Source organism: Leifsonia sp. Root4, from assembly GCF_001425085.1.
In the GTDB taxonomy this organism is placed as follows: domain Bacteria; phylum Actinomycetota; class Actinomycetes; order Actinomycetales; family Microbacteriaceae; genus Microterricola.
On the sequence record NZ_LMDN01000002.1, the window covers coordinates 309,909 to 331,827 of the forward strand.

23 protein-coding genes and 1 tRNA gene are annotated in these 21,919 nt (G+C 68.3%); 14 read left to right on the plus strand and 10 right to left on the minus strand.

The window, feature by feature from the left end; genetic code table 11:
- Positions 1-5: 5 nt before the first annotated feature.
- Positions 6-758, minus strand: a complete 753-nt coding sequence (locus ASC66_RS07600; RefSeq protein ID WP_055838373.1) for a phosphoglyceromutase — start codon at positions 756-758, stop codon at positions 6-8.
- 113 nt (positions 759-871) lie between these two features.
- Between ASC66_RS07600 and ASC66_RS07605 the strand changes: the two genes are divergently transcribed.
- On the plus strand, positions 872-1,696 hold the full coding sequence (locus ASC66_RS07605; RefSeq protein ID WP_055837198.1) for a hypothetical protein: 825 nt from the start codon (positions 872-874) through the stop codon (positions 1,694-1,696).
- Positions 1,697-1,876: 180 nt separating this feature from the next.
- Here the strand turns inward: ASC66_RS07605 and ygfZ are convergent, their stop codons facing one another.
- The 3 genes from ygfZ to ASC66_RS07620 form a co-directional block, all read right to left on the minus strand.
- A complete protein-coding gene (ygfZ, locus tag ASC66_RS07610; RefSeq protein ID WP_055837201.1) occupies positions 1,877-3,055 on the minus strand; it encodes a CAF17-like 4Fe-4S cluster assembly/insertion protein YgfZ in 1,179 nt (392 codons plus the stop codon).
- Between the two features lie 66 nt (positions 3,056-3,121).
- Complete coding sequence (locus ASC66_RS07615) at positions 3,122-3,760, minus strand: nitrobindin family protein (RefSeq protein WP_055837204.1); 639 nt, start codon at positions 3,758-3,760, stop codon at positions 3,122-3,124.
- Positions 3,761-3,915: 155 nt separating this feature from the next.
- Positions 3,916-4,263: a hypothetical protein gene (locus ASC66_RS07620; protein ID WP_055837207.1), complete on the minus strand. Its 348-nt coding sequence runs from the start codon at positions 4,261-4,263 to the stop codon at positions 3,916-3,918.
- Positions 4,264-4,339: 76 nt separating this feature from the next.
- On the opposite strand from ASC66_RS07620, the gene ASC66_RS07625 reads away from it, so the two are divergent.
- From ASC66_RS07625 to ASC66_RS07670, 10 genes are all read left to right on the plus strand, one after another.
- Positions 4,340-5,011 (plus strand): winged helix-turn-helix transcriptional regulator, encoded by a 672-nt coding sequence (locus ASC66_RS07625; protein WP_055838376.1) that lies wholly within the window; start codon positions 4,340-4,342, stop codon positions 5,009-5,011.
- A gap of 71 nt (positions 5,012-5,082) precedes the next feature.
- The gene (locus tag ASC66_RS07630; protein WP_055837209.1) at positions 5,083-7,254 is read left to right on the plus strand and encodes an RNA degradosome polyphosphate kinase; all 2,172 of its coding nucleotides are present in this window, start codon (positions 5,083-5,085) and stop codon (positions 7,252-7,254) included.
- A complete protein-coding gene (locus ASC66_RS07635; protein WP_055837212.1) occupies positions 7,251-8,186 on the plus strand; it encodes an NUDIX hydrolase in 936 nt (311 codons plus the stop codon). The genes ASC66_RS07630 and ASC66_RS07635 overlap by 4 nt, the downstream gene beginning before the upstream one ends.
- Positions 8,187-8,195: 9 nt before the next feature.
- Positions 8,196-8,684 carry a GNAT family N-acetyltransferase gene (locus tag ASC66_RS07640; protein WP_055837215.1) on the plus strand — a complete coding sequence of 163 codons (489 nt, stop codon included), beginning with the start codon at positions 8,196-8,198 and terminating at the stop codon, positions 8,682-8,684.
- Positions 8,685-8,969: 285 nt separating this feature from the next.
- Entirely contained in the window at positions 8,970-10,070 is a 1,101-nt protein-coding gene (gene pstS, locus ASC66_RS07645; protein ID WP_055837218.1) for a phosphate ABC transporter substrate-binding protein PstS, read from the plus strand.
- A 135-nt stretch (positions 10,071-10,205) separates the two neighbouring features.
- The gene (pstC, locus tag ASC66_RS07650) at positions 10,206-11,147 is read left to right on the plus strand and encodes a phosphate ABC transporter permease subunit PstC (protein ID WP_055837219.1); all 942 of its coding nucleotides are present in this window, start codon (positions 10,206-10,208) and stop codon (positions 11,145-11,147) included.
- Positions 11,147-12,250, plus strand: a complete 1,104-nt coding sequence (pstA, locus tag ASC66_RS07655; protein ID WP_055837221.1) for a phosphate ABC transporter permease PstA — start codon at positions 11,147-11,149, stop codon at positions 12,248-12,250. The genes pstC and pstA overlap by 1 nt, the downstream gene beginning before the upstream one ends.
- A 38-nt stretch (positions 12,251-12,288) precedes the next feature.
- Positions 12,289-13,068, plus strand: a complete 780-nt coding sequence (gene pstB, locus ASC66_RS07660; RefSeq protein WP_055837224.1) for a phosphate ABC transporter ATP-binding protein PstB — start codon at positions 12,289-12,291, stop codon at positions 13,066-13,068.
- 163 nt (positions 13,069-13,231) lie between these two features.
- Entirely contained in the window at positions 13,232-13,648 is a 417-nt protein-coding gene (locus ASC66_RS07665) for a DUF4383 domain-containing protein (protein WP_055837228.1), read from the plus strand.
- A gap of 26 nt (positions 13,649-13,674) precedes the next feature.
- Complete coding sequence (locus ASC66_RS07670) at positions 13,675-14,352, plus strand: hypothetical protein (RefSeq protein ID WP_055837230.1); 678 nt, start codon at positions 13,675-13,677, stop codon at positions 14,350-14,352.
- Here the strand turns inward: ASC66_RS07670 and ASC66_RS07675 are convergent.
- The 4 genes from ASC66_RS07675 to ASC66_RS07690 form a co-directional block, all read right to left on the minus strand.
- Positions 14,321-15,214 (minus strand): aminodeoxychorismate lyase, encoded by an 894-nt coding sequence (locus ASC66_RS07675; protein ID WP_055837233.1) that lies wholly within the window; start codon positions 15,212-15,214, stop codon positions 14,321-14,323. The genes ASC66_RS07670 and ASC66_RS07675 overlap by 32 nt on opposite strands.
- A gap of 26 nt (positions 15,215-15,240) precedes the next feature.
- Positions 15,241-16,056 (minus strand): anti-sigma factor, encoded by an 816-nt coding sequence (locus ASC66_RS07680; protein ID WP_055837236.1) that lies wholly within the window; start codon positions 16,054-16,056, stop codon positions 15,241-15,243.
- Positions 16,053-16,634 (minus strand): ECF RNA polymerase sigma factor SigK, encoded by a 582-nt coding sequence (gene sigK, locus ASC66_RS07685; RefSeq protein ID WP_502691581.1) that lies wholly within the window; start codon positions 16,632-16,634, stop codon positions 16,053-16,055. The genes ASC66_RS07680 and sigK overlap by 4 nt, the downstream gene beginning before the upstream one ends.
- Positions 16,635-16,919: 285 nt before the next feature.
- A complete protein-coding gene (locus ASC66_RS07690; RefSeq protein ID WP_055837241.1) occupies positions 16,920-17,549 on the minus strand; it encodes a hypothetical protein in 630 nt (209 codons plus the stop codon).
- 108 nt (positions 17,550-17,657) lie between these two features.
- On the opposite strand from ASC66_RS07690, the gene ASC66_RS07695 reads away from it, so the two are divergent.
- Positions 17,658-17,734, plus strand: a tRNA-Lys gene (locus ASC66_RS07695).
- A 28-nt stretch (positions 17,735-17,762) separates the two neighbouring features.
- On the opposite strand, the gene ASC66_RS07700 is transcribed toward ASC66_RS07695, so the two are convergent.
- Positions 17,763-18,926 carry an AI-2E family transporter gene (locus tag ASC66_RS07700; protein ID WP_082492135.1) on the minus strand — a complete coding sequence of 388 codons (1,164 nt, stop codon included), beginning with the start codon at positions 18,924-18,926 and terminating at the stop codon, positions 17,763-17,765.
- A gap of 151 nt (positions 18,927-19,077) precedes the next feature.
- On the opposite strand from ASC66_RS07700, the gene ASC66_RS07705 reads away from it, so the two are divergent.
- Positions 19,078-20,181 (plus strand): hypothetical protein, encoded by a 1,104-nt coding sequence (locus ASC66_RS07705; protein WP_055837244.1) that lies wholly within the window; start codon positions 19,078-19,080, stop codon positions 20,179-20,181.
- A 36-nt stretch (positions 20,182-20,217) separates the two neighbouring features.
- Here the strand turns inward: ASC66_RS07705 and ASC66_RS07710 are convergent, their stop codons facing one another.
- Positions 20,218-21,513: a DUF445 domain-containing protein gene (locus ASC66_RS07710; RefSeq protein WP_055837247.1), complete on the minus strand. Its 1,296-nt coding sequence runs from the start codon at positions 21,511-21,513 to the stop codon at positions 20,218-20,220.
- 195 nt (positions 21,514-21,708) lie between these two features.
- Between ASC66_RS07710 and ASC66_RS07715 the strand changes: the two genes are divergently transcribed.
- The gene (locus tag ASC66_RS07715; RefSeq protein WP_055837250.1) at positions 21,709-21,915 is read left to right on the plus strand and encodes a dodecin family protein; all 207 of its coding nucleotides are present in this window, start codon (positions 21,709-21,711) and stop codon (positions 21,913-21,915) included.
- Positions 21,916-21,919 lie beyond the last annotated feature (4 nt).

Below are 21,919 nucleotides of genomic sequence, written 5' to 3' on the forward strand. Positions count from 1 at the left end.
GCGTGCTACTTCTTGCCCTGGGCGGCCACCGCGGCCGCGCCGGCCGCTGCAGCCTCGGGGTCGAGGTACTCGCCGGGGCCGAGGGGCATGAGGTCTTCGCCGAGCTTGTAGACCAGCGGGATGCCTGTGGGGATGTTGAGCTCGGCGATGTCCTCGTCGCTGATGCCGTCGAGGTGCTTGACGAGGGCGCGCAGCGAGTTGCCGTGGGCGGTGACGAGAACCGTCTTGCCCGTGCGGAGGTCGGAGGAGATGTCGTCCTCCCAGTACGGCAGCATGCGCACGATGACGTCCTTGAGGCACTCCGTGCGGGGCAGCTCGTCGTCGGCGAGGTTCGCGTAGCGGGGGTCGCCGACCTGCGAGTACTCGGCGTCGTCGGCCAGCACGGGCGGCGGCACGTCGAAGGAGCGACGCCACAGCTGGAACTGCTCTGGACCGTACTTCTCCAGCGTCTCCGCCTTGTCCAGGCCCTGCAGGGCGCCGTAGTGGCGCTCGTTGAGGCGCCAGCTGCGCTTGACGTCGATCCAGGAGCGGTCGGCCTTGTCGAGGGCGATGTTCGCGGTCTGGATGGCGCGGGTGAGCACGGAGGTGTGCAGGATGTCCGGCAGCAGGCCGGCCTCGGCGAGGAGCTCGCCGGCGCGGGCCGCTTCGGCCTCGCCCTGCTCGCTCAGACGGACGTCGACCCAGCCGGTGAAGAGGTTGGCCTGGTTCCAGGTGCTGTTGCCGTGGCGCAGCAAGATGAGTGTGTAAGGCGCAGTCATGCGATCCATTCTACGGATGACGGGCACACCAGAGGACGATCGTTACGCCGTGCGCCCCGAGGCCGGGCACCGCCCTGCGCCTGCGTTCCGCAAGGCAGTGGCAGAATTGGGGGATGCCAGTCGGAACGATCACACGCGGCACGACGAACACGAATCGTCTGCGCCGCATCGACCGCTGGACCCAGACGCTGCCCGTGCTGCGCACGAGCGCAGACCCGCTCGTCGTCGACCTCGGCTACGGCGCGAGCGCCGTGACCAGCCTCGAACTGCACCAGCGCCTGGCCAAGTCCCGCGCGGATGTCGAGGTGCTCGGTCTCGAGATCGACCCGGCCCGGGTGCGCGGTGCGAGCGACCAGCTGGAGGCTGTGCGTGCCGGTCAGACGGGTTTTGCCCCGGACGCCGCGGTGCGCTTCGCGCTCGGCGGCTTCGAGGTGCCGCTGCCCGCCGGACGCCTAGCCGCCGTCATCCGCGCCCTCAACGTGCTGCGCCAGTACGACGAGGCCGAAGTGCTTCCGGCCTGGCGGATGCTCGTGACTCGCCTGCAGCCGAACGGCGTGCTCATCGACGGCACCTGCGATGAGATCGGCCGCATCGCCGCGTGGGTGGCGGTCGGCGCCGAGGGCCCTGAGACGTTCTCAATCGCACTGCGCCTCGACGGTCTCGACAAGCCGTCGATCGTGGCCGAGCGGTTGCCGAAGGCGCTGATCCATCGCAACGTCGACGGCGAGAAGGTGCACGAGCTGCTCGCTCTGCTCGACCGGCACTGGCAGTACAACGCGGCGCTGGCCGCCTACGGTCCCGTGCAGCGCTGGCTGGCGACGGTCGAGGGGCTCCGCACGGAGGGCTGGCCCGTGCACGGCGGCCGCACCCGATGGCGCCTCGGCGAGCTGACCGTCCCGTGGAGCTCGGTCGAGCCCAACGGTTTCCGCTGGCTCTAGTGCGGAGGGCCCGGTGGGCCTGCGGGGTGTCGAGTTATGGCGTCGCTGATTGGGCCCCACCCACAGAAAAACGCAACAGACCTGCCCATCTGGGGCCCGAGCAGCGACGTCATTGTTTGAGCTGAGGAGCAGGCCCAGCGGGCCCGACCTGCGGGAGGGCTCGACCGGCAAACTGCGCGCCTAGTGCGTGCGGGCACCGAGACGCGGCAGCCGCGGGATGTTCGCTTCGGCACCGGCATCCGTCGGCACGATCGCCTCCTGCGCCGCCGCGACCTTCTCGCCGTGCGCGTGCACCTCGAGCTGCACACTGACGGGAACCGCGCGCTTGACCACGGCGAGCGCGATCGGGCCGAGCTCGTGGTGGATCGCGGCGCTCGTGATCTGGCCGACCACCTTCCACTCCGCCTCGGTCTCCGGCCGCACCTTCTCGGCCAGCACCTCGTCGCCGTGCACGGGGAGGATCGTGTCCGAGCCGTCCAGGTGCAGCATGACCAGCCGGCGGGGCGGGTGGCCGAGGTTGTGCACCTTCGCCACCGTCTCCTGCCCGCGGTAGCAGCCCTTGTTCAGGTGCACGGCGCTGCGCAGCCAGTCCAGCTCGTGCGGGATCGTCTTCTCGTCGCCCTCCAGGGCCAGGCGCGGGCGCCAGGCGGCGATCCGCAGCGCCTCCAGGGCGAGTGTTCCTGCGACGGACAGCTCGCCGGAGCGCACGCGCTGAGCGAGCGCCGGCAGCTCCGCGCGCGGCACGAGAACCTCGTTCCAGTGCCAGGCGGATGCCGGGTGCCCCTCGGCAACCGCGTACTGCCAGCCACCGGCCACGACCGCGCTCCACGGGTCTGCCCAGGCGAGCGGGATGTCATTCGGCGCGGCGATGGGCAGCGCGAGAGCGGTGAGGGCCGCGGCATCCGCCGCCATCGTTCCCACCGTCGCGTAATTCTCTGACTCGTCGGCGATCTCGACCCGGAGCATGAACTTCATCCGCTCGAGCCACGTCTTGAGCCCTGGCAGCTCCTGCGCCTCGAGCAGCAGCCAGGCGGTGACGCCGTCATCGAACACGCGCACGTCGTACTCGACCCGGCCGGTGGCGTCGAGCACGAGGGTCTCGCTCGACTCTCCCGGCTCCAGCCGGTCGAGCGCCTGCGAGGTCATGCTGTTCAGCCAGCTGCGCCGGTCGGGGCCGGTGACGCTGAGCACGCCGCGGTGCGAGAGATCGACAATCGCCTGACCGGCGGCGAGTTTGCGCTGCTCGATCATCGGGTTGCCGTAGTGGGCGGCGACCCCCGCGTCGAGGCCATCGGCCGGCACGGCCGCCGGCAGCCCGAGGAACGGGGAGGCGGGAACTGAGGTGGCTGGGTCGGTCATGATGCTCGATTCATTTCGGTTTCGACAAGCTCAACCAGCGGAGCTGCCCGCGCTATTCCGGTGAGGTCAGTCGACTTTGGCGAGGCGCCCAGAGGCGTGAGTGCGCAGCGGCTGGCCGAGAGCGGCGATGTCCCAGGCCCAGAGCAGGTGATTGTCGACGAGGCCGTAGATTCGCGTCGCCGCCGAGTAGTGCTTGGCGGTCTGGGTGCGCATGACGGCATCCGTCACCAGATCGATGCGCGGGCCCTTGACCTGGCCGAGGTAGAGCTCGCTGACGCCGTCCGGGTGCACGATCGCGACCTCGAGGTCGAAGCCGCCGTCTGCGTTGCGGAGCGTCTCAACCGCATCGGCGTCGGTGTAGCGCGGCGCTCCGGTTCCGGGGAGCATGCCGGGGCCGGTGTCGGCGTCGCCGAGTGGCCGGCCGAGACGCCAGTACCCGGTCTCGGTCACGAGCGGAGTCGGCTCGCCGCCCTCCTCCGTCGGATACAGCCAGCTGTACGAGCTGTAGCTCAAGTACGGCAGGCCGTCGTGGCTGAAGCTGACGCGCTGCCCGAATTCCCGGGTGAGTCTCGTGGCTTCTGCGGATTCGCCCGATCCGGCGGGTGGATCGATGGCGTAGTCGAGTACGCCGGATCCCTCCCAGACGCCGAGCAACCAGGAGAGGGGAACGAGTTCGGCGGGAAGGCCGAGCGGGATCTCGATCATGCGGTGTTACCGCTGGCCCCGCCACAGCTTGTAGACGACGACGCCGGAGATCCAGACGATGGCCAAACTGGCCAGAGCGAGCAGGCCGATGAAGGTGAGTTCGAGAGCAAGGTCTGACATGCTCCGAGTCTACCCATGCCGATCAGCTTCGCCAGCTAGCGGTGCAGCAGCTGCACTCCGGTGGCGGATGCCACGATCACGAAGACGATGGTGGCGATCGCCAGGATCACGGCGCTGCCGACGAGGCTCGCCGTCACCCGACTCACGAATCCCTCTTTGCGTCGCGTCGCCAACTGCACCGCGAGCGCGGCGATCGTGCTCACGGCGAGCGTGAGGCTGATGCCGCCAAGCGCGAGCTCTGTCTCGGCGATGATGGCGGTGAGCACGGCGCCCAGCAGTGCGATGAACCAGATCGGCAGGATGCTCTGCCACGCACGACGCACGCCGTTTCGTCCTTCCCACGCCGGATCCGTGGGGGTGTCATGCTGCAGCGCGTCGGCCATGCTCCTATTGTGCCCCGTGCAGACACGCCCCGCGAGCAGGATATGCTGAGCGCCACGATAAAGCTGGAGGATGCGCGTGGCGCAGTTGTTGATCCTGACGTCGGCAGTGAACAATGACGTACTACCCGCGCTCGCCCTGCTCTCACACCGGGTACGCACGCTGCCGCCGCAGTTGGACCAGCTCCTTGCAGCGCCCGAAGCCGATCTGATCATCGTCGATGCACGCGTCAACCTCGTGCAGGCGAAGAGCCTCTGCTCGATGCTGCGCGCCACGGGCCTCGCCATGCCCATCATGCTCGTCCTGACCGAGGGCGGCCTCACGGCTGTCAGCCCGGAGTGGGGCGTGGACGATGTCGTGCTCGACTCGGCCGGCCCTGCGGAGATCGACGCACGCATCCGCCTGGCCTCCGTCCGTGCCGTTCCCGTCGTCTCTTCGACGATCAAGACCTCCGGCGTCGTCATCGACGAGGCCAGCTATTCGGCAAAGGTGCGGGGCAAGCCACTCGACCTCACCTACAAGGAGTTCGAGTTGTTGCGGTTCCTGGCCGGCAACCCCAGCCGTGTCTTCACGCGCGAACAGCTGCTGAGCGAGGTGTGGGGCTACGACTACTTCGGCGGTACCCGCACCGTCGATGTGCACGTGCGACGGCTGCGCGCGAAGCTCGGCGACCTCGAGTCCGTCATCGGCACGGTGCGCAATGTCGGCTACCGCTTCAACGTGAGCGAAGACGAGCAGAACACCGCCTGAGCACGGCCCGCGTCACCCGGCGTTTACATTTCGGCAACCGCGCACGCACAACGGGGTGCCATGATGTTGAGATGGATGTCGACAACTTGCTGGACACCGGCCTTGGCCGCGATTTCGACGACGACTTTGAGCCGTTCGATACTGCTGGCGCCGCCGACCTGCCCGAGGAGCGCTTCCTTGACCGAGAACTGAGCTGGCTGGCGTTCAATCAGCGCGTGCTTGAGCTCGCAGAGGACCCAACGGTTCCCGTGCTGGAACGCACCAACTTCCTCGCCATCTTCGCCAGCAACCTCGACGAGTTCTTCATGGTGCGAGTCGCCGGCCTGAAGCGCCGCATCCTGACCGGCCTGGCCCTGCCGACCAACGTCGGCCGTGCCCCGCACGACGTGCTCGAGGACATCTCGCGGCGCGCGCATGAGCTGCAGGAGCGCCACGCCGCCGTCTACCAGGAACTGGTCAGCCCGGCTCTCCGCGAGGCCGGCATCGACATCGTGCGCTGGGATGCACTGGATGTCGCGGAGCAGGAGCGCCTGCACGACTACTTCTCGCGCCAGATCTTCCCGGTGCTGATGCCGCTCGCCGTCGACCCGGCGCACCCGTTCCCGTACATCTCGGGGCTCTCGCTCAACCTCTCGGTGCGCGTGCGCAACACCCGCACCGGCCGACAGGAGTTCGCGCGCCTCAAGGTGCCGCAGATGCTGCCCCGCTTCCTCGAGATCAGCGCGGGCGAGCCCGGCCGCCAGCGCTTCATCACGCTCGAGGACCTGATCGCCAACCACCTCAGCGACCTGTTCCCCGGCATGGAGATCGTCGCCCACCATGTGTTCCGCGTCACGCGCAACGAGGATGTCGCCGTCGATGAGGACGAGACGGAGAACCTGATCCAGGCCTTGGAGAAGGAGTTGCTGCGGCGACGCTTCGGCCCGCCGATCCGGCTCGAGGTCACCGACGACATGGACGACGTCACGCTCGGCCTACTTGTGCGCGAGCTCGCCGTCACCGATCAGGAGGTGTACCGGCTGCCGTCGCCGCTGGACCTCGGCGGCCTGTTCGACCTCGGGCGCATCGACCGGCCCGATCTGCGCTACCCCAAGCACGTGCCGACGACGAGCATGCAGTTGCAGCCGATCGAGCCCAACTCGGCGCCCGACGTCTTCGCGTCGATTTCGCGCGGCGACATCCTTGTGCACCACCCGTACGAGTCGTTCGCCACCAGTGTGCAGGCATTCATCGAGCAGGCGGCAGCCGACCCCGATGTGCTCGCCATCAAGCAGACGCTCTATCGCACATCCGGCGACAGCCCCATCGTCGAGGCCCTCATCGACGCCGCCGAGTCCGGCAAGCAGGTGCTGGCGCTGGTCGAGATCATGGCGCGCTTCGACGAGCAGGCCAACATCAGCTGGGCGCGCAAGCTCGAGAAGGCCGGCGTGCACGTGGTCTACGGCCTCGTCGGGTTGAAGACGCACTGCAAGCTCGCGCTCGTCATCCGTCAGGAGAAGGGCGAGCTCCGCCACTACAGCCACATCGGCACCGGAAACTACAACCCGAAGACCAGCCGCATCTACGAGGATCTCGGCCTGTTCACCGCCGACGACCAGGTCGGAAAAGACCTCACCAGGCTCTTCAACGAGCTGAGCGGCTACGCCATCGAGAAGAAGTTCAAGCGGCTGCTCGTCGCCCCGCTGCACCTGCGCAAGGGGCTGCTCAAGCGGATCACCGACGAGACGGCCAACGCGCTGGCCGGCCGGCCGGCCGGCATCCGCATCAAGGTCAACTCCATGGTCGACGAGGCGATCATCGACGCGCTCTACCAGGCCAGCAACGCCGGTGTGCCGATCGAGGTCTGGGTGCGCGGCATCTGCAGCCTGAAGCCGGGCGTCGAGGGCATGAGCGAGAACATCACGGTGCGCTCGATTCTCGGCCGCTACCTCGAGCACTCGCGCATCTTCAGCTTCCTGAATGACGGCGACCCGCAGGTCTACATCGGCAGCGCCGACATGATGCACCGCAACCTCGACCGCAGGGTCGAGGCGCTCGTGCGTCTGGTCGACCCTGACCACCTGGCCCAGATCAGCGGCCTGTTCGACCGCGCATTCGACCCGCGGACGAGCGCGTGGTCGCTCGGAGCGGACGGCGAATGGACGAGGCACCACCTCGACGATGCGGGGCATCCGCTCGATGACATGCAAAATAGGCTGATGCAGCAAATCATGCACAGGAAGCGGCCAGGGGGCCGTCGTTGACAACAGCAATCTATGCGGCGGGTGCCGTGTGCTGGCGCATCGTCGACGGCAAGATGATGGTGCTGGTGATTCACCGCACCGTTCACGGTGATGTCACCATCCCCAAGGGAAAGGTCGACCCCGGAGAATCACTGCCGCAGACCGCTGTGCGCGAGATCCTCGAGGAGACCGGCCTCGCCGTCTCCCTCGGCGTGCCCGTCGGCGTCGCGAACTACCCGCTCGGCAACGGCCGCGAGAAGATCGTGCACTACTGGTCGGCCGAGGTGAGCGAGGAGGCGATCCGCCGCTCGACCTTCGTGCCCAACGGCGAGGTGGCCGCGCTGGAGTGGGTCACCGTCAAGCGGGCACGGAGCTATCTGAGCTATCCCACCGACGTCGAGATCCTCGAACAGTTCGCTGCCCTCGTCGACGCCGGGGTCACCTCGACCTTCGCGATCATCGCCCTCCGCCACGGCAAGGCGATGGCGCCATCGGCCTGGGACGGCCCGGATGCCACCCGGCCCTTGACGGTCCGCGGAGTGCAGCAGGCGGCCAGCATCGTTCCGACGATCGCCGCGTGGAGCCCGCGCCGCATCGTCTCAAGCACCGCGACCCGCTGCGTCACCACGGTGACGCCGCTCGCGGTCGCCATCGGCCACGAGATCCGCCGCAGCGATCTGATCAGCCAGGACGCATGGGAGGACGGCACGAGCGATGTGCGCGCCGTCGTCGGCAAGCGCGTGCGCGCCCGCAAGACGGCTGTGATCTGCAGCCACGGACCCGTGCTGCCCGACATCCTGCGCGAGATCGCACTGGCGACGGGCACGACGCAGGGCTCCTACCTCTCGGATGCCGCGGCGCTCGAGACCGGCGCGTTCTCGATCGTGCACCTCTCGCTCACGAACCCGAGCTCCGGCATCATCGCGATCGAGACGCACTCCCCCCGCGTCTAGCGGTTCATCATGGGATCCGCCATCAGCGTGCGTCCGGCGCTATCGAGCGACGCCGAGGACATTGCACAGGTCCACCTGCAGGCCTGGCGCGAGGCCTACGTGCACCTTCTGCCTGCCGAGACTCTCGCCGGGCTCGATCTCTCGGAGCGCACGGCGCGTTGGGCGTCGATCCTCGCCGAGGGCGGCACCGAGGTCTTCGTGGCGCTCGAGGGCACACGCGTCATCGGATGGGCGTCAGCGAGCGCCGGCCGCGACCCCGACGCGCCCCGTGCCAGGGAGCTTGAGGGCATCTACGTTCTTGCCAGCCATCACGGCAGCGGTGCGGCTCAGGGCCTGCTCGACGCCAGCATCGGCGGCGAGCCTGCTTTCCTCTGGATGGCCGAGGACAACCCGCGCGCGCTCGCCTTTTACCGACGCAACGGCTTCGCGCCGGATGGCGTGGCTACGAGCAAGCCGTTGGCCGGCACGCCGGTCGCTGTGCTGCGCCTGGTCCGCTAGCCGCGCTTCGTCGTGGTGGTCTCCGCTGGTTGAGCTTGTCGAGACCGTGCAAGCATCGCGTGCGGTTCCCGAGATTACCTGAGTGCGGGCTGCCGCCTTTCGCGACGCTTCGCGTCGCGCACGGCTGCGAATCGGCTGGGAAGCGATCGCCGCGCGGGCAAATGTCGACATCCGTTTACCTTGCGTTAACCGCACCGGGGGAGGCTCGTTAACCGAGGAGCTTAGCTTCGTGATCGGGCCAGCACCGGCCTGTGTCAAGCATTCAAGCCCCTGAAAGGGATACTCGTGAACATCAAGCGATTCGGCCGCCCCGCGGTCGTTGCAGTTGCAGCAGCCATTGCACTGACCTCGTGTGCCGCGAACGAGGGCGCAACCAGCCCCGCCGCCGAGCCGAGCGAAGAGACGTCGGCCCTCGCGGGAACGCTCAACGCCGCAGGCGCATCGTCGCAGGGCGCCGCTCAGGAAGCCTGGGTCGCCTCGTTCCAGACGACCAACCCCGACGTCACGATCAACTACGACCCCTCGGGTTCCGGTGCCGGTCGCGAGACCTTCATCGCCGGCGGCGCCGCATTCGCCGGTTCCGACTCCTACCTCAAGGACGAGGAGCTCGCAGGCGAGTTCGCCATGTGCGTTCCCGGCACGAGCGCCGTCGACCTGCCGGTCTACATCTCCCCCATCGCCGTGATCTTCAACGTCGACGGCGTTGACGAGCTGAACCTGGACGCCGACACGCTCGCCAAGATCTTCAAGGGCGACATCACCGTCTGGAACGACCCGGCCATCGCCGCGCTGAACGCCGACGCCAAGCTGCCCGCCACGAACATCACGGCCGTGCACCGCTCGGACGACTCCGGCACCACCAAGAACTTCGCCGACTACCTCAACCAGGTCGCACCGAGCGTCTGGACCGAGAAGCCGGCAGATGCCTTCCCGTTCCAGACGGGCGAGGGCGCCCAGGGCACCTCCGGTGTCGTTGACGCCGTGACCAACGGTGTCGGCACCATCGGCTACGCCGACGCCTCGCGCGCCGGTGACCTCGGTGTCGCCAAGATCAAGGTCGGCGACGAGTTCGTCGGCTACACCGCCGAGGCCGCAGCCGCCGTCGTCGACGGATCGCCGCTCGTTGAGGGTCGTGCGGCCAACGACCTCGCGATCGAGCTCGACCGCAAGACCACCGACCCCACCCACTACCCGCTGGTTCTCGTGAGCTACGCGATCGTCTGCACCGAGTACGCCGATGCAGAGCAGGGTGAGCTCGTCAAGAACTACGTCGGCTTCATGGCCAGCGAAGAGGGTCAGACGGAGGCCGCGGCATCCGCCGGTGCCGCTCCGCTCTCCTCCGAGCTGCAGGCCAAGGTCGCCGAGGTCGTCGCTTCGATCAAGTAACACGAGCAGCGCCCGGCCGATCCAGCGACGAGCTGATTCGGCCGGGCGCGACTCACGTTCCACCGGATTCACCCGCAGCACCAGCAGCACGAACACCGACCGCTCCCACACACGAACCCGAGGGATCCAGCCAGCATGACGACAGCAGTCGCGCCGCCGATCAAGGCCAAACAACGCCCAGGCGACCGCATCTTCTCGACCGCCACCGTCGTGGCCGGAAGCCTGATCCTCGTCGTGCTCGCCGCCGTCGCCATCTTCCTCGTGGCGCAGTCGATGCCGGCATTCGTCGCCGAATCCACCGACTTCAAGGGCGATGCAGAAAACTTCTGGGCCTACGTCGCCCCGCTCGCCTTCGGTACCGTCTGGGCAGCCTTCCTCGCCCTGCTGATGGCCGTTCCCCTCGCGATCGGCATCGCGCTCTTCATCTCGCACTACGCGCCGCGCAAGCTGGCCCAGAGCCTCGGCTACGTGATCGACCTGCTGGCCGCCGTTCCCTCCGTGGTCTTCGGCCTCTGGGGCATCAGCGTTCTCGCCCCGGCCGTTCAGCCGTTCTACTCCAGCCTGGTCGAGTGGTTCGGCTGGTTCCCGCTCTTCGCCGGGCCGGTCTCCGGCACGGGCCGCACCATCCTCACCGTGGCCGTCGTGCTCGCGGTCATGATCCTGCCGATCATCACCGCGCTGTGCCGCGAGGTCTTCCTCCAGACGCCTCGCCTGCACGAGGAGGCCGCGCTGGCCCTCGGCGCCACGCGCTGGGAGATGATCAAGATGGCGGTGCTGCCCTTCGGCCGCCCCGGCATCATCTCCGCCTCCATGCTCGGCCTCGGCCGCGCGCTCGGCGAGACGATGGCCGTCGCCATGGTGCTCTCGCCGTTCTCCATCATCAGCTTCGCCCTGTTGCAGTCGCAGAACCCCTCGACGATCGCCGCCAACATCGCCCTCAACTTCCCCGAGGCGCACGGCGTCGGCGTGAACATCCTGATCGCGACCGGCCTGATCCTGTTCCTGATCACCCTGGGCGTCAACATGGTGGCCCGCTTCATCATCAACCGCCGCAAGGCCTTCTCTGGAGCGAACTGATGAGCCTCACCACGACCCGCCCGCCGTCGACAACCGGGATGCCGATCAGCAACTCACTGACCGCCGGCAAGCTCCCCCGCTCCGCGAATCTGTGGCTCTTCTTCGGCAGCCTCGCGGTGAGCGCCGCCGTCTTCGGCGTGCTGTTCGCCGGCGGCATCACGGAGAACTACAACATCGCCGGCGCCGTGTTCTTCGGTGTGCTGCTCTACTGCCTCACGATCTGGGCCGTCTCCCGGGCCGTCGAGGGCGCCCGCAAGGCCAAGGACCGCCTGGTCACCGCGCTCGTCTCGCTCGCATTCACGATCGCCTTGCTCCCCCTGATCTCGGTCGCATTCACCACGATCACCAACGGCCTTCCGCGCTTCGACATCGAGTTCTTCACCAACTCGATGCGCAATGTGGTCGGCGAGGGCGGCGGCGCGCTGCACGCCCTCGTCGGCACGCTGCTCGTGACCGGCGCCGCGACGCTGATCTCGGTGCCGATCGGCCTGCTCACCGCCATCTACCTGGTCGAGTACGGCCGAGGCAGCCTGGCCCGCGGCATCACCTTCTTCGTCGACGTGATGACCGGCATCCCCTCAATCGTGGCCGGCCTCTTCGCCTACGCCCTGTTCGCGCTGCTCTTCAATGACCCGGGCATCCGCTTCGGCTTCGGTGGCGCCGTCGCACTCAGCGTGCTCATGATCCCCGTCGTCGTGCGCTCCAGCGAGGAGATGCTCAAGCTGGTGCCGAACGAGCTGCGCGAGGCCGCCTTCGCCCTCGGTGTCCCGAAGTGGCTCACCGTGCTCAAGGTCGTGCTGCCGACATCCATCGCCGGAATCATCACCGGCGTGATGATCTCGATCGCCCGCGTCATCGGTGAGACCGCCCCGCTGCTCATCATCGCCGGCTTCACCGCCAGCATGAATTACGACCTGTTCAGCGAGCGCATGATGACCCTGCCCGTGTACGTGTACACCCAGTACGCCAACCAGGGTGCCGACTCGCAGGCCTACATCGACCGAGCGTGGGCCGGCGCACTCACGCTGATCCTCATCGTCGCCCTGCTCAACGTCGCCGCCCGCCTCATCGCCAAAATCTTCGCGCCCAAGATCGCGCGCTGACCTCCAACGACACCCGCTCACCAGCACCCAAGGAATCAATGTCCAAGCGCATCGAAGTCAACGACCTCAACGTCTACTACAGCAAGTTCCTCGCCGTCGAAGATGTGACGCTCACCATCGAACCGCGCACCGTCACGGCCTTCATCGGGCCGTCCGGTTGTGGCAAGTCCACGTTCCTGCGCACCCTCAACCGCATGCACGAGGTCATCCCCGGCGCCCGCGTCGAGGGTGAGGTGCTGATCGACGGCAACAACCTCTACGGCCCCGGCGTCGACCCCGTGCTCGTGCGCCGCCAGGTCGGCATGGTGTTCCAGCGGCCGAACCCGTTCCCGACGATGTCGATCGGCGACAACGTGCTGGCCGGCGTGAAGCTCAACAACACCCGCATGAGCAAGAGCGACGCCGACGACCTGATCGAGAAGTCGCTGCGCGGCGCCAACCTCTGGAACGAGGTGAAGGACCGGCTGGCCCTGCCCGGCTCCGGACTCTCCGGCGGTCAGCAGCAGCGTCTCTGCATCGCCCGCGCGATCGCCGTCGAGCCCGACGTGCTGCTGATGGACGAGCCGTGCTCCGCCCTCGACCCGATCTCGACGCTCGCCATCGAGGACCTCATCGAGGAGCTCAAGCAGGACTACACGATCGTGATCGTGACCCACAACATGCAGCAGGCTTCCCGCGTCTCCGACCGCACCGCCTTCTTCAACATCGCCGGCACCGGCAAGCCGGGCAAGCTCATCGAGTACAACGACACCACATCGATCTTCTCGAACCCGAGCGTGCAGGCAACCGAGGACTACGTCTCCGGCCGCTTCGGGTAACGCAGGCGGGATGGTGTGCGAGGAGCGGATGCCGACGGCATCCGCTCCTTTCACGTTGCGCAGCCGGTGCCGCAATCCAATTCGGATGCCGCTCCGAACTCCTCCAGCAACACCACGACAGTGCTCGGCGCTCGCGCCGTGCCACTCCTGAGGAGGAAACGAAATGCGCACATCCCCGAACCGTCTGATCGGCACGATCTTCGGCGCCGTCTACCTGCTCATTGGCCTGCTGGGCTTCGCCGTGACCGGCGGCGTGGCCTTCTTCGCCACCGAGGGCGGGCTGCTGCTCGGCATCTTCGCCGTGAACCCGTTGCACAACGTGGCGCACCTGCTGATCGGTGCCGCGCTGCTCATCGCCGGACTCGCCAGCATTCCGGCGGCGAAGACCACGAACATCGTGGTCGGGGCGGCGTATCTGCTGCTCGGCGTCGTCGGCTTCTTCATCGCCGGAACGGCCGCGAACATCCTCGCGCTCAACACGCCCGACCACTTCCTGCACCTGGCGAGCGCGATCGTGCTGCTGGGTGTCGGCCTCGCCGCCGACAAGGCGACGGCACCGAGCCGAAGCGCCCTGGCCTAGCGGCTCAGCCGGCGGAGGACGGGCTCATGAAGCCGTTCATGGCGCAGTTCACGCGCAGTTGGCCCGCTCTTGCCGCGCTCGGCGCCGCACTGCTCTACGGGGCGGTCGGCGCCGGTGCGCTGGGGGCGGCTCCATCGGGTACCGATGGCGTTGTGCTCGCGATCACGCTTGGAGCGCTGTGGATCGTCGTGGCGGCGAGCCAGGCCGTGTTCGGCCTGGCCTCGCTGCACATCGGCAGAATGCCGACCCCACCCATCAGTCTGGCGCTCTTCCTGCTGCCGACGTTGCTCTGGGCCGCACTGCTGCTCGGCGGGCTCGGCGCTCAGGCACCGCACCGGCATGCGACATCCGGTAGCGCCGCCACCTCGCTGCTCGTGCAGAGTGACGCGGCGCCGCTGCCGTTCCTGCCGCTGCTGATCGCGTCGGCGCTCGGTCTCGGTGTCGCCGTGCAGAGCGCGCTCGCACTGCGTCGACGGGTCGGGAACGATCGCTCTCCATTCGCCGGCTCTGCCCGCGGCGACGCAACGGGCGGACGGTTCACGCTCGGCCTCGTGGTCGGCTCGCTCGCCGTCTCCGCGCTCGTCACGCCGGGACTGGCCGCGACGGATGCCGGACGCCTGGCCGTTCCACACGGAACGCACGCCGCCGGCTCCGCGGAGAGCGGTGCCGCGCTCAGTCCCTGGGCGACAGCAGGTACTCGGTGAACAGCCTGGTCAGGGGCGCGTCGACGGGAAGCTGACGCCCGTCGAGCTCGGTGATCGCCACGGCGAGCCGGATGCTCGAGACGAGCCAGACGGCATCCGCGTCGCGCAGTTCCTCGACACTGATGTCGCGGTAGCTGACGCTGTGCCCGTGCCGTTCGAGGTACTCGAACAGGCTGGTCTGGGTCGTGCCGTGCAGGATGGCGCCGCTCGGGGCCGGAGTCGAGAAGACGCCGTTGTGGCGGAGGATCACCGAGGAGGTCGGGCCCTCCATCACGTAGCCGTCACTCGTGACGAAGATCGTGTCGTCGGCACCGCGCCGGTGCGCCTCGCGCAGGGCGGCCATGTTCACCGCGTAGCTGAGGGTCTTGGCGCCGAGCAGCAGCCAGGGCGCCCTCTCGGCGACGCCGCGGTCGTAGCCGCGGTCGAGTGTGATCACGCGCACACCGCTCTCGCGCACGGCGCTGAAATCGGTGGCGGCGCTCGCGTGCAGCCACGCGGTCGGGCTCGGACCGTTCTCGACGCCGCGGCTCAGCACGAGCTTGATCGCCAGCTCGCCCTGGTGCGGAACCTGGGCGACGGCCGCCGAGATCGCGGCCGACCACTGCGCCAGATTCGGCAGCGGCAGGTCACAGATCTGGGCCGAGCGGGCGAGCCGGGCCAGGTGCGGCTGCACCTCCTGGGCGTGACCGTCGACGACGGAGAGCGTCTCGAAGACGCCGTCACCCCGCTGGGTGCTGAGCTCGCTCACCCGGAGCGCCGGCTCCGAGGAGTCGATCTCTGTGAATGTCTCGGCGAACCACGAGCCGTCGTCGGGAGCGTCGGCGGCCAGTGGGTTGATCAGGAGTGTGTACGGCAGCGGCATGTCTCGATGCTACGCCCGCCGAGCCATCAGCTGGCGATCGCGACGATCGGATCGCTCGTCGGTGCGTCAGATCCCCCGCTGGGTTCGACGGTCACGCCGACGGTGTCGCCCGCGCTCATCTCGCCCTCGAGCACGTGCCACGTCGTCCCCTTGCTGCTGGCCTCGAAGGTTCCGGCCGAGACCGGGCCCTCTTCTCCGATGTACCAGAGCTGGTACGTCTGGCCCTCGGGAAGCGGGGCCAGCCCGTCGGCGAGCAGTGCAGAGCGGCCGAGCTCCCCCGACCAGACGAGCGTCGCGGTGCCGCCGCCGGCGACCTCTGCTGCTGCTCGCTGCGAGTCGGGCGCCGCCGCGATGGCGGCAAGCTCCTCTGCCTGGCTCGGGTTGCTTGGCGGGGTGGAGTCGCTGAGGTTTCCGATGGCGAGGCCGCCGAAGAACAGCGCGGATGCCGCGGCGACCGCGAGCAGCGCGCCGACGGGTCGCCGCCACCGCGCGCTGGCGCGGCGCTCAGCCGGGCCCGGCTCCTCGCTGACAGTCGGGGCGGGAGGAGCGGGCGCCGGTGCCGCGGGAAGCCGCAGGGTCGGCGAGGCGGCGGTCACGGCATCCGCCCCGCCATCCGCGTCGCCGGCGGCTGGCAGCTGCGGGGTCAGCGCGATGCGCGCCATCAGTTCGTCGCGCAGGGAGGCCGGCGGCTGCACCGGCGTCGTCGCGAGGCCGAGCTGGGCTGCGGTCTCGCTGAACTCGTTGACGGCGTCGCCTGCGCTCTGCTCGCCGGAGTCGTGGTCATCGGTGGCGTGCAGGGCCTCAGATGCCGCACGGCTGAGGCTGTCGTCGCGTTCGCTCATGCGTTCACCCCCAATTCGTCGCGGAGCCGGATCATGCCATCGCGCAGGCGCGTCTTGACCGTTCCGAGCGGCACGTCGAGATGGTGCGCGAGCTCGCTGTGCGTGAGTCCCCCGTAGTAGGCCAGGCTCACCGCCTCGCGCTGCAGCTCAGTCAATCGGGTCATTGCCCTCGCCACCCTTTCATGCTCGATCGTGATCTCCACTGTTTCGGCGACGTCGTCGTAGGCCACCGTCAGGTCTCTGCGACCGATGCGCTGATCGCGGTCGCGGCCAGCCTGTGATGCCCTGATGCGATCGACGGCCCGGCGGTGCGCCATCGTCATCATCCACGACATCGCGCCGCCGCGAGTCGCATCGAAACGGGGCGCGGTCTGCCAGATCTCCAGGAACACCTCCTGGGTCACCTCCTCCGACTGCGCGTGATCGATGAGGAGCCTGCGCACGAGTCCGAAGATGCGCGCGGATGTCAGATCGTAGAGTTCGCCGAAAGCGAGCTGGTCGCCAGCTGCGACCCGCTCCAGCGCTGCAGCGAGTTCGGCGTTGCCTGCCGAATTCTGCGTCACGGGATTCTCGCTCACGGCACCAAGCATGCCAGCAGTTCTCCCGTCCCGCGCAATCCGTTGGCCTGCACCGTGTTCGTCTGCACCGTGTTTCGTCTGCACTGTGTTTCGTCTGCAGGGGGTTCGACGCGGGAGACGGATCGGATTGCCCGGTGGGCGCGAAAAAGCCGGGCCGCAGAACGCCTCTCGGCGCGAGGCCGCTCGGAGCGGCTAATTTTGGAGCCCGGGGTTACTGCGGCCCGGCCAGAATCCATTGTAAACGATGCATCTGGGCACAGGCGCTCTCCCGAGCGGATCCCCGGGCTAGTCCAGCGAGTGGGTGCGCCAGAGGCGGGCGCACGCCGTGAGCTCGCCCCCCATCTCGGTGAAGCGAAGCGCGCGGCGCGTTAACTCGGCGGCACGCTCCGGCTCTGCGGCATCCGCATCGTCGGCCAGGCTCGTCGCACCGGCCGACATCACGCGGCAGAATGCGGCGGCCCGGTCGAGCGCGACGGCGAAGTCGCCGGTGTAGATGCCGCGGAGGATGGCGTCGGCGAGCACGATGATCTCGTCCGGGCCGGTCGGGTGGGCGGCGCCGGCCACGACGGGGTCGATGGTGCGTGCAACCTCGACGCCGCGCTGGAACAGGAAGCTGGTGCCGGTCGGATCCTGCCGGATCAGCATCCGGAGCAGGTAGATCCGCCAGAGCGCGCCGGGCAGGCTGCGGGGCGTCGCACGCGACCAGAGCTCGGCGACCGCGTCGATGCCGTTCTCGTCGGTGTAGGCGACGAGGCGCTCGACCACCTCGGGATCGGGGTCGGACCGCACCCGCGAGAGCAGGGCGTTCGCCGTCTCGTGCGCGACACGGCTGATCGTCGCCGGATCCTCACCGCCTTGGAAGGCCTCGAAGATGCGGTTCGGAAACTTCGTCGGCTTGTGGATGTGCTCTGCCATGTCGTCTCCTCACGGTTTCGGGTGTCGCGACCGCCTCGTGCGAGTGCGGCGCGCCACTCCAACGTTACGCGCGAAAACTCTGCGCGTTCAGCCTGTACATTGGTACGTGCCCCTATAGCTCAGTTGGTTAGAGCAACAGACTTTTAATCTGTGGGTCCAGGGTTCGAGTCCCTGTGGGGGCACCAGTGCATGCGGATGCCGGGCTCCTCGCCGCTACTGCTCGATCGCCACCACGGCCGGCACGACGGCATCCGGGTCCTCTGTCTTCCGATCCTGTGCCGGGAAGACGACCTTCTGAATGATGATGATCGCCGAGGCCGCGACGGGGATCGCCACGAGGGCGCCGAGCACGCCGCCGATCGTGCCGCCTCCGACGGCCGCGATCACGACGATCGCGCCGGGAACGGCGACGGCCTTGTTCATGATGCGTGGGCTCAGCACATAGGCCTCGACCTGCATGTAGATCAGGTAGTAGATGGCCGCGACGAGCGCGGTCAGCGGCGAGGCGAAGAGGCAGATCAACGAGATGATGATCGCACCGATCAGCGTTCCGACCATGGGGATCAACGAGCCGATGAAGGCGATCAGCGCGAGGAGCCCTGGCAGCGGTGCCCCGATGATCGTCAAGAAGATGAAGCTGAGCACGCCGTTGATGAGCGCCAGGCTGAACTGGCCGATCACGTATCGGCCCACGGCACCTGCGACGTCGTCGGTGAGCTCGGAGAATCCCTCGCGCTGGTAGGCCGGCACGAAGCGGGCCGCGATCTTCTTCATCGCCGGGAGCGCGGCCATGAAGTACAGCGTGAGGATCATGACGATCGTGACGCCGGTCAGCCCGCCGGCGATACCCGCTCCGACCGCGACGATTCCGCCGCCGATGGAGGCGAGGTTCTTCGGGTCCTGGAAGAACTGCAGCACAGACTCTGTGGCGTCCTTGAACTGGCTGCCGTACTGGGCGACGACGTCGTTGTACCAGTCGCTGTGCGTGAAGTCATCGACCATCTGCGGGGCGTCTTCGATGAGCTTCGTCGCCTGATCCACGACCACGGGCACGATCGCCAGCACGATGCCGGCGAAGGCGAGGAGCACACCGCCGACCACGATCGCGATCGCGCCGGGGCGCGGCAGCTTGCGTTCCAGCAATTGGACGAGCGGGTCGAGGCCGAGCGAGAGGAAGAGTGCGAGGCCGATGTAGACGAGCACCGTGGAGAGTTGCCCGACGACGCTGCCGATGAGCAGCGCGAGCAGCACGCCGAGGGTACCGACGAATCCGATCGTGAACGGGTGGATTTTCGCGATGCCGCTCGGCTTCGCTGCACTCGGCTTCGCCACGCTCCCCTCGCTCCGACGTTCGGTGGTGGTTTCGCGTTTGCGCATCGTGGCCTCCCGGATGGGCGAGAGCGGCGCGACGCACCGCTTCACTGTGTCCTGCTTACACCCCGCCGCGTGCTTCGCGGGGAACTCCGATTCTATGTCGCACCGATTCCCTCTCCGGAAGCGGCGTGCGGCGCGGCAATAGGCTGGAGACATGACTGCTCTTCCCGCCGTGCGCGGCGCACACCTCGTCGGCTCGATCAACCAGCCGACCGCGGCAGCGACCCTGCGGGTCGTCGCCGAGAACCTCGGCTCTGACATCGCCCGCATCCCCGACGGTGAGGTCGGCGAGCGCTACCACTGGATCCTGTTCCAGGGCTCGGCCTTCGACGCCGTCCATGGCCTCGCGCGCGTGCCGATCGACCCGATCGTGATCGGCGGATTCGACGTGCGCCCGCTCACCCTCGACGGCACGGTTGCCGCGGAGGGCTTGGAGTTCGGCCCACTCGGCTACGCGGATGCAGCCATCGCCAGTTTCGCCGAGTTCTCCGCGCTGAAGGCTGCCGGCGTGATCGCGCCGGGCACCCGCTTCCAGGTGAGCGTGCCGAGCCCGCTCGCCGCGCTCTCCGTCTACGTCGTGCCGGCCGAGCGGCCACTCGTCTACCCGGCATACTCCACGGCGATCGTCCGCGAGATCGCCGAGATCACCGCCGCCATCCCCGCCGGGGAGCTGGCGATCCAGATCGACCTCGCCACCGAGTTCACCTACATCGAACAGGTCTCCGTCGGCGGCACCAAGCCCGTCGCGTGGTTCGCAGAGGCCGGGGTCGATTCATCGACCGCCGAGATCATCGTCGCCGCCGGCGCGTTGGCCGCCACGATCGCGAATGACGTGCCGGATGCCGTCGAACTCGGATTCCACCTCTGCTACGGCGACGTCGCCGAGAAGCACTTCGTCGAGCCGGCGGACACCGCGAATCTCGTCGCCCTCGCCAATGTGCTCGCGTCATCCGTGACCCGGCCCGTCAACTGGGTGCACCTGCCCGTGCCGATCGAGCGCGACGACACCGCATACGTGGCACCGCTGGCCGAGCTGGCGCTGCACCGGGAGACGACGTTGTTCCTCGGCCTCGTGCACCATGAAGACGGCGTCGAGGGCGCGAGCAGGCGGATCGCCGCCGTGCGACCGGTGCTGGCATCCGCGGGGATCACCGAGTTCGGCATCGGCACCGAGTGCGGTTTCGGTCGCGGCCCGGCCGACCGCACCGCTCCCCTGTTGCGTCTGCACGCCGAGGTCATCGCCGCCGCGAACCTCTAGCGGGCTCGAGTCTTCGCGGAGGCCGGGCGCCAGCCGTCAGGCGAGCAGCGCGTGGATGCCGGTGGCGAGCGCGTAGATGCTGAGCCCGGCGAGCGCGCCGACGACCGTGCCGTTGATCCGGATGAACTGCAGGTCGCGGCCGACCATGAGCTCGATCTTCTCCGTGGTCTCGCTCGGGTCCCAGCGTTCGACGGTCTCGGTGATCACCCCGGCGATCTCGTGCCGATAGGTGCGCACGAGGTAGGCCGCGGCATCCGCGACCCAGCTGTTGACCTTCGCGGCGAGCCCGGGGTCGGCGAGCAGGCGTGCCCCCGTCTCGACGACCGCCGACTCGAGGCCGCGGCGGAGCTCGCTCTCGGGGTCTGCCAGCGATGCGGCCAGGCTCTCCTTGACCGACGCCCACGCCTCCCCGGCGAACTCACGTACGCGCGGGCTCTCCAGCAGCTCGAGCTTGATGCCCTCGACCCGCGCAATCATGGCCGGGTCGTGCTGCAGACTCGCGGCGAGGTCGGCAAGGTAGTCGTCGATGGCGAGTCGGATCGGGTGCCGCGGATCCGACTGCACGGCCTGCACCAGGCCGAGCACCTCGCGGTAGGCCTTGTCGTCGACGAAACGATCGACGAAACCGGGGATCCACCGCGGCAGGCGCTCTGACACGGCCTGCGAGAAGGCCTCCGGATGCTGCCGCAGCCACTCCTCCGCCTTGGCGAGGAGCGCCTCGACCGCCGGCCCCTGCTGCCCGGCGGCGACCAGCTGTTCGCCGACCCTGCCGATCGCCGGGGACCACTCCGGCTCGAACAGGTGCCGGGTGGCGAGCTTCTCGAGCAGGTCCTTCACGTCGTCGTCGCTCAACAGGGTGAGCACGCCCTGTGCCGCGACGGCCGCCTCAGCGCCGAAGCGGCGCGCGTTCGCCGGCTCGTGCAGCCAGCCGCCCAGCTTGCCCGCGATGTCGAGGCTCTCCAACTTGCCGAGCACGACCTCGTCGGAGAGGAAGTTGGTCTCGACGAATTCACCGAGGCTCGCCCCGATCTCGTCCTTGCGGTTCGGGATGATCGCCGTGTGCGGGATGCGCAGGCCGAGCGGGTAACGGAACAGGGCGGTCACGGCGAACCAGTCGGCGATCGCACCGACCATCGCGCCCTCGGCGGCCGCGCGCACGTAGCCGAGCCACGGGTACTGGTCCTGCAGGGCGAAGGACACTGTGAAGACCAGCGCCGCGATCAGCAGCAGGCTGGTGGCGAGCCGCTTCATGCCGCGGAGGGACTGGGCGCGGGCGGCATCCGCGGCCGAGAGCGATGCGCGCGCGTTCGGCGCTGGTGCAGTGTGTGCCATGGTCGAGTCCTCGTCACCTGAGCCACGTCGGCACCGAGGCGGTGCGTGTCAGCTCTCGTTCGACGCTAGCCCAGTCGCCGCCGATCCCGGGGAACGCCGTGCGGCACGCAAGGGGCTTGCAGGGGCGCACGGCGACGACGAGACTCTGCCAGAACGGGGCGCCGCCGTGCTGCCCCGCCCAACGAGGAGGTTGTCATGAGCACCGTCGCACGCATCACGAGCATCAGCTCGCGGTCAGAGACCAGTTTCGACGACGCGGTGAGAGGGGGCATCGAGCGCGCGAGTGCGACCCTGCGCAACGTCTCGGGTGCCTGGGTGAAGGAGCAGAAGGTCGATGTCACCGACGGCACGATCACCGGCTACCAGGTGGTGCTCGAGGTCACCTTCGTGCTCGACGACTGACCGC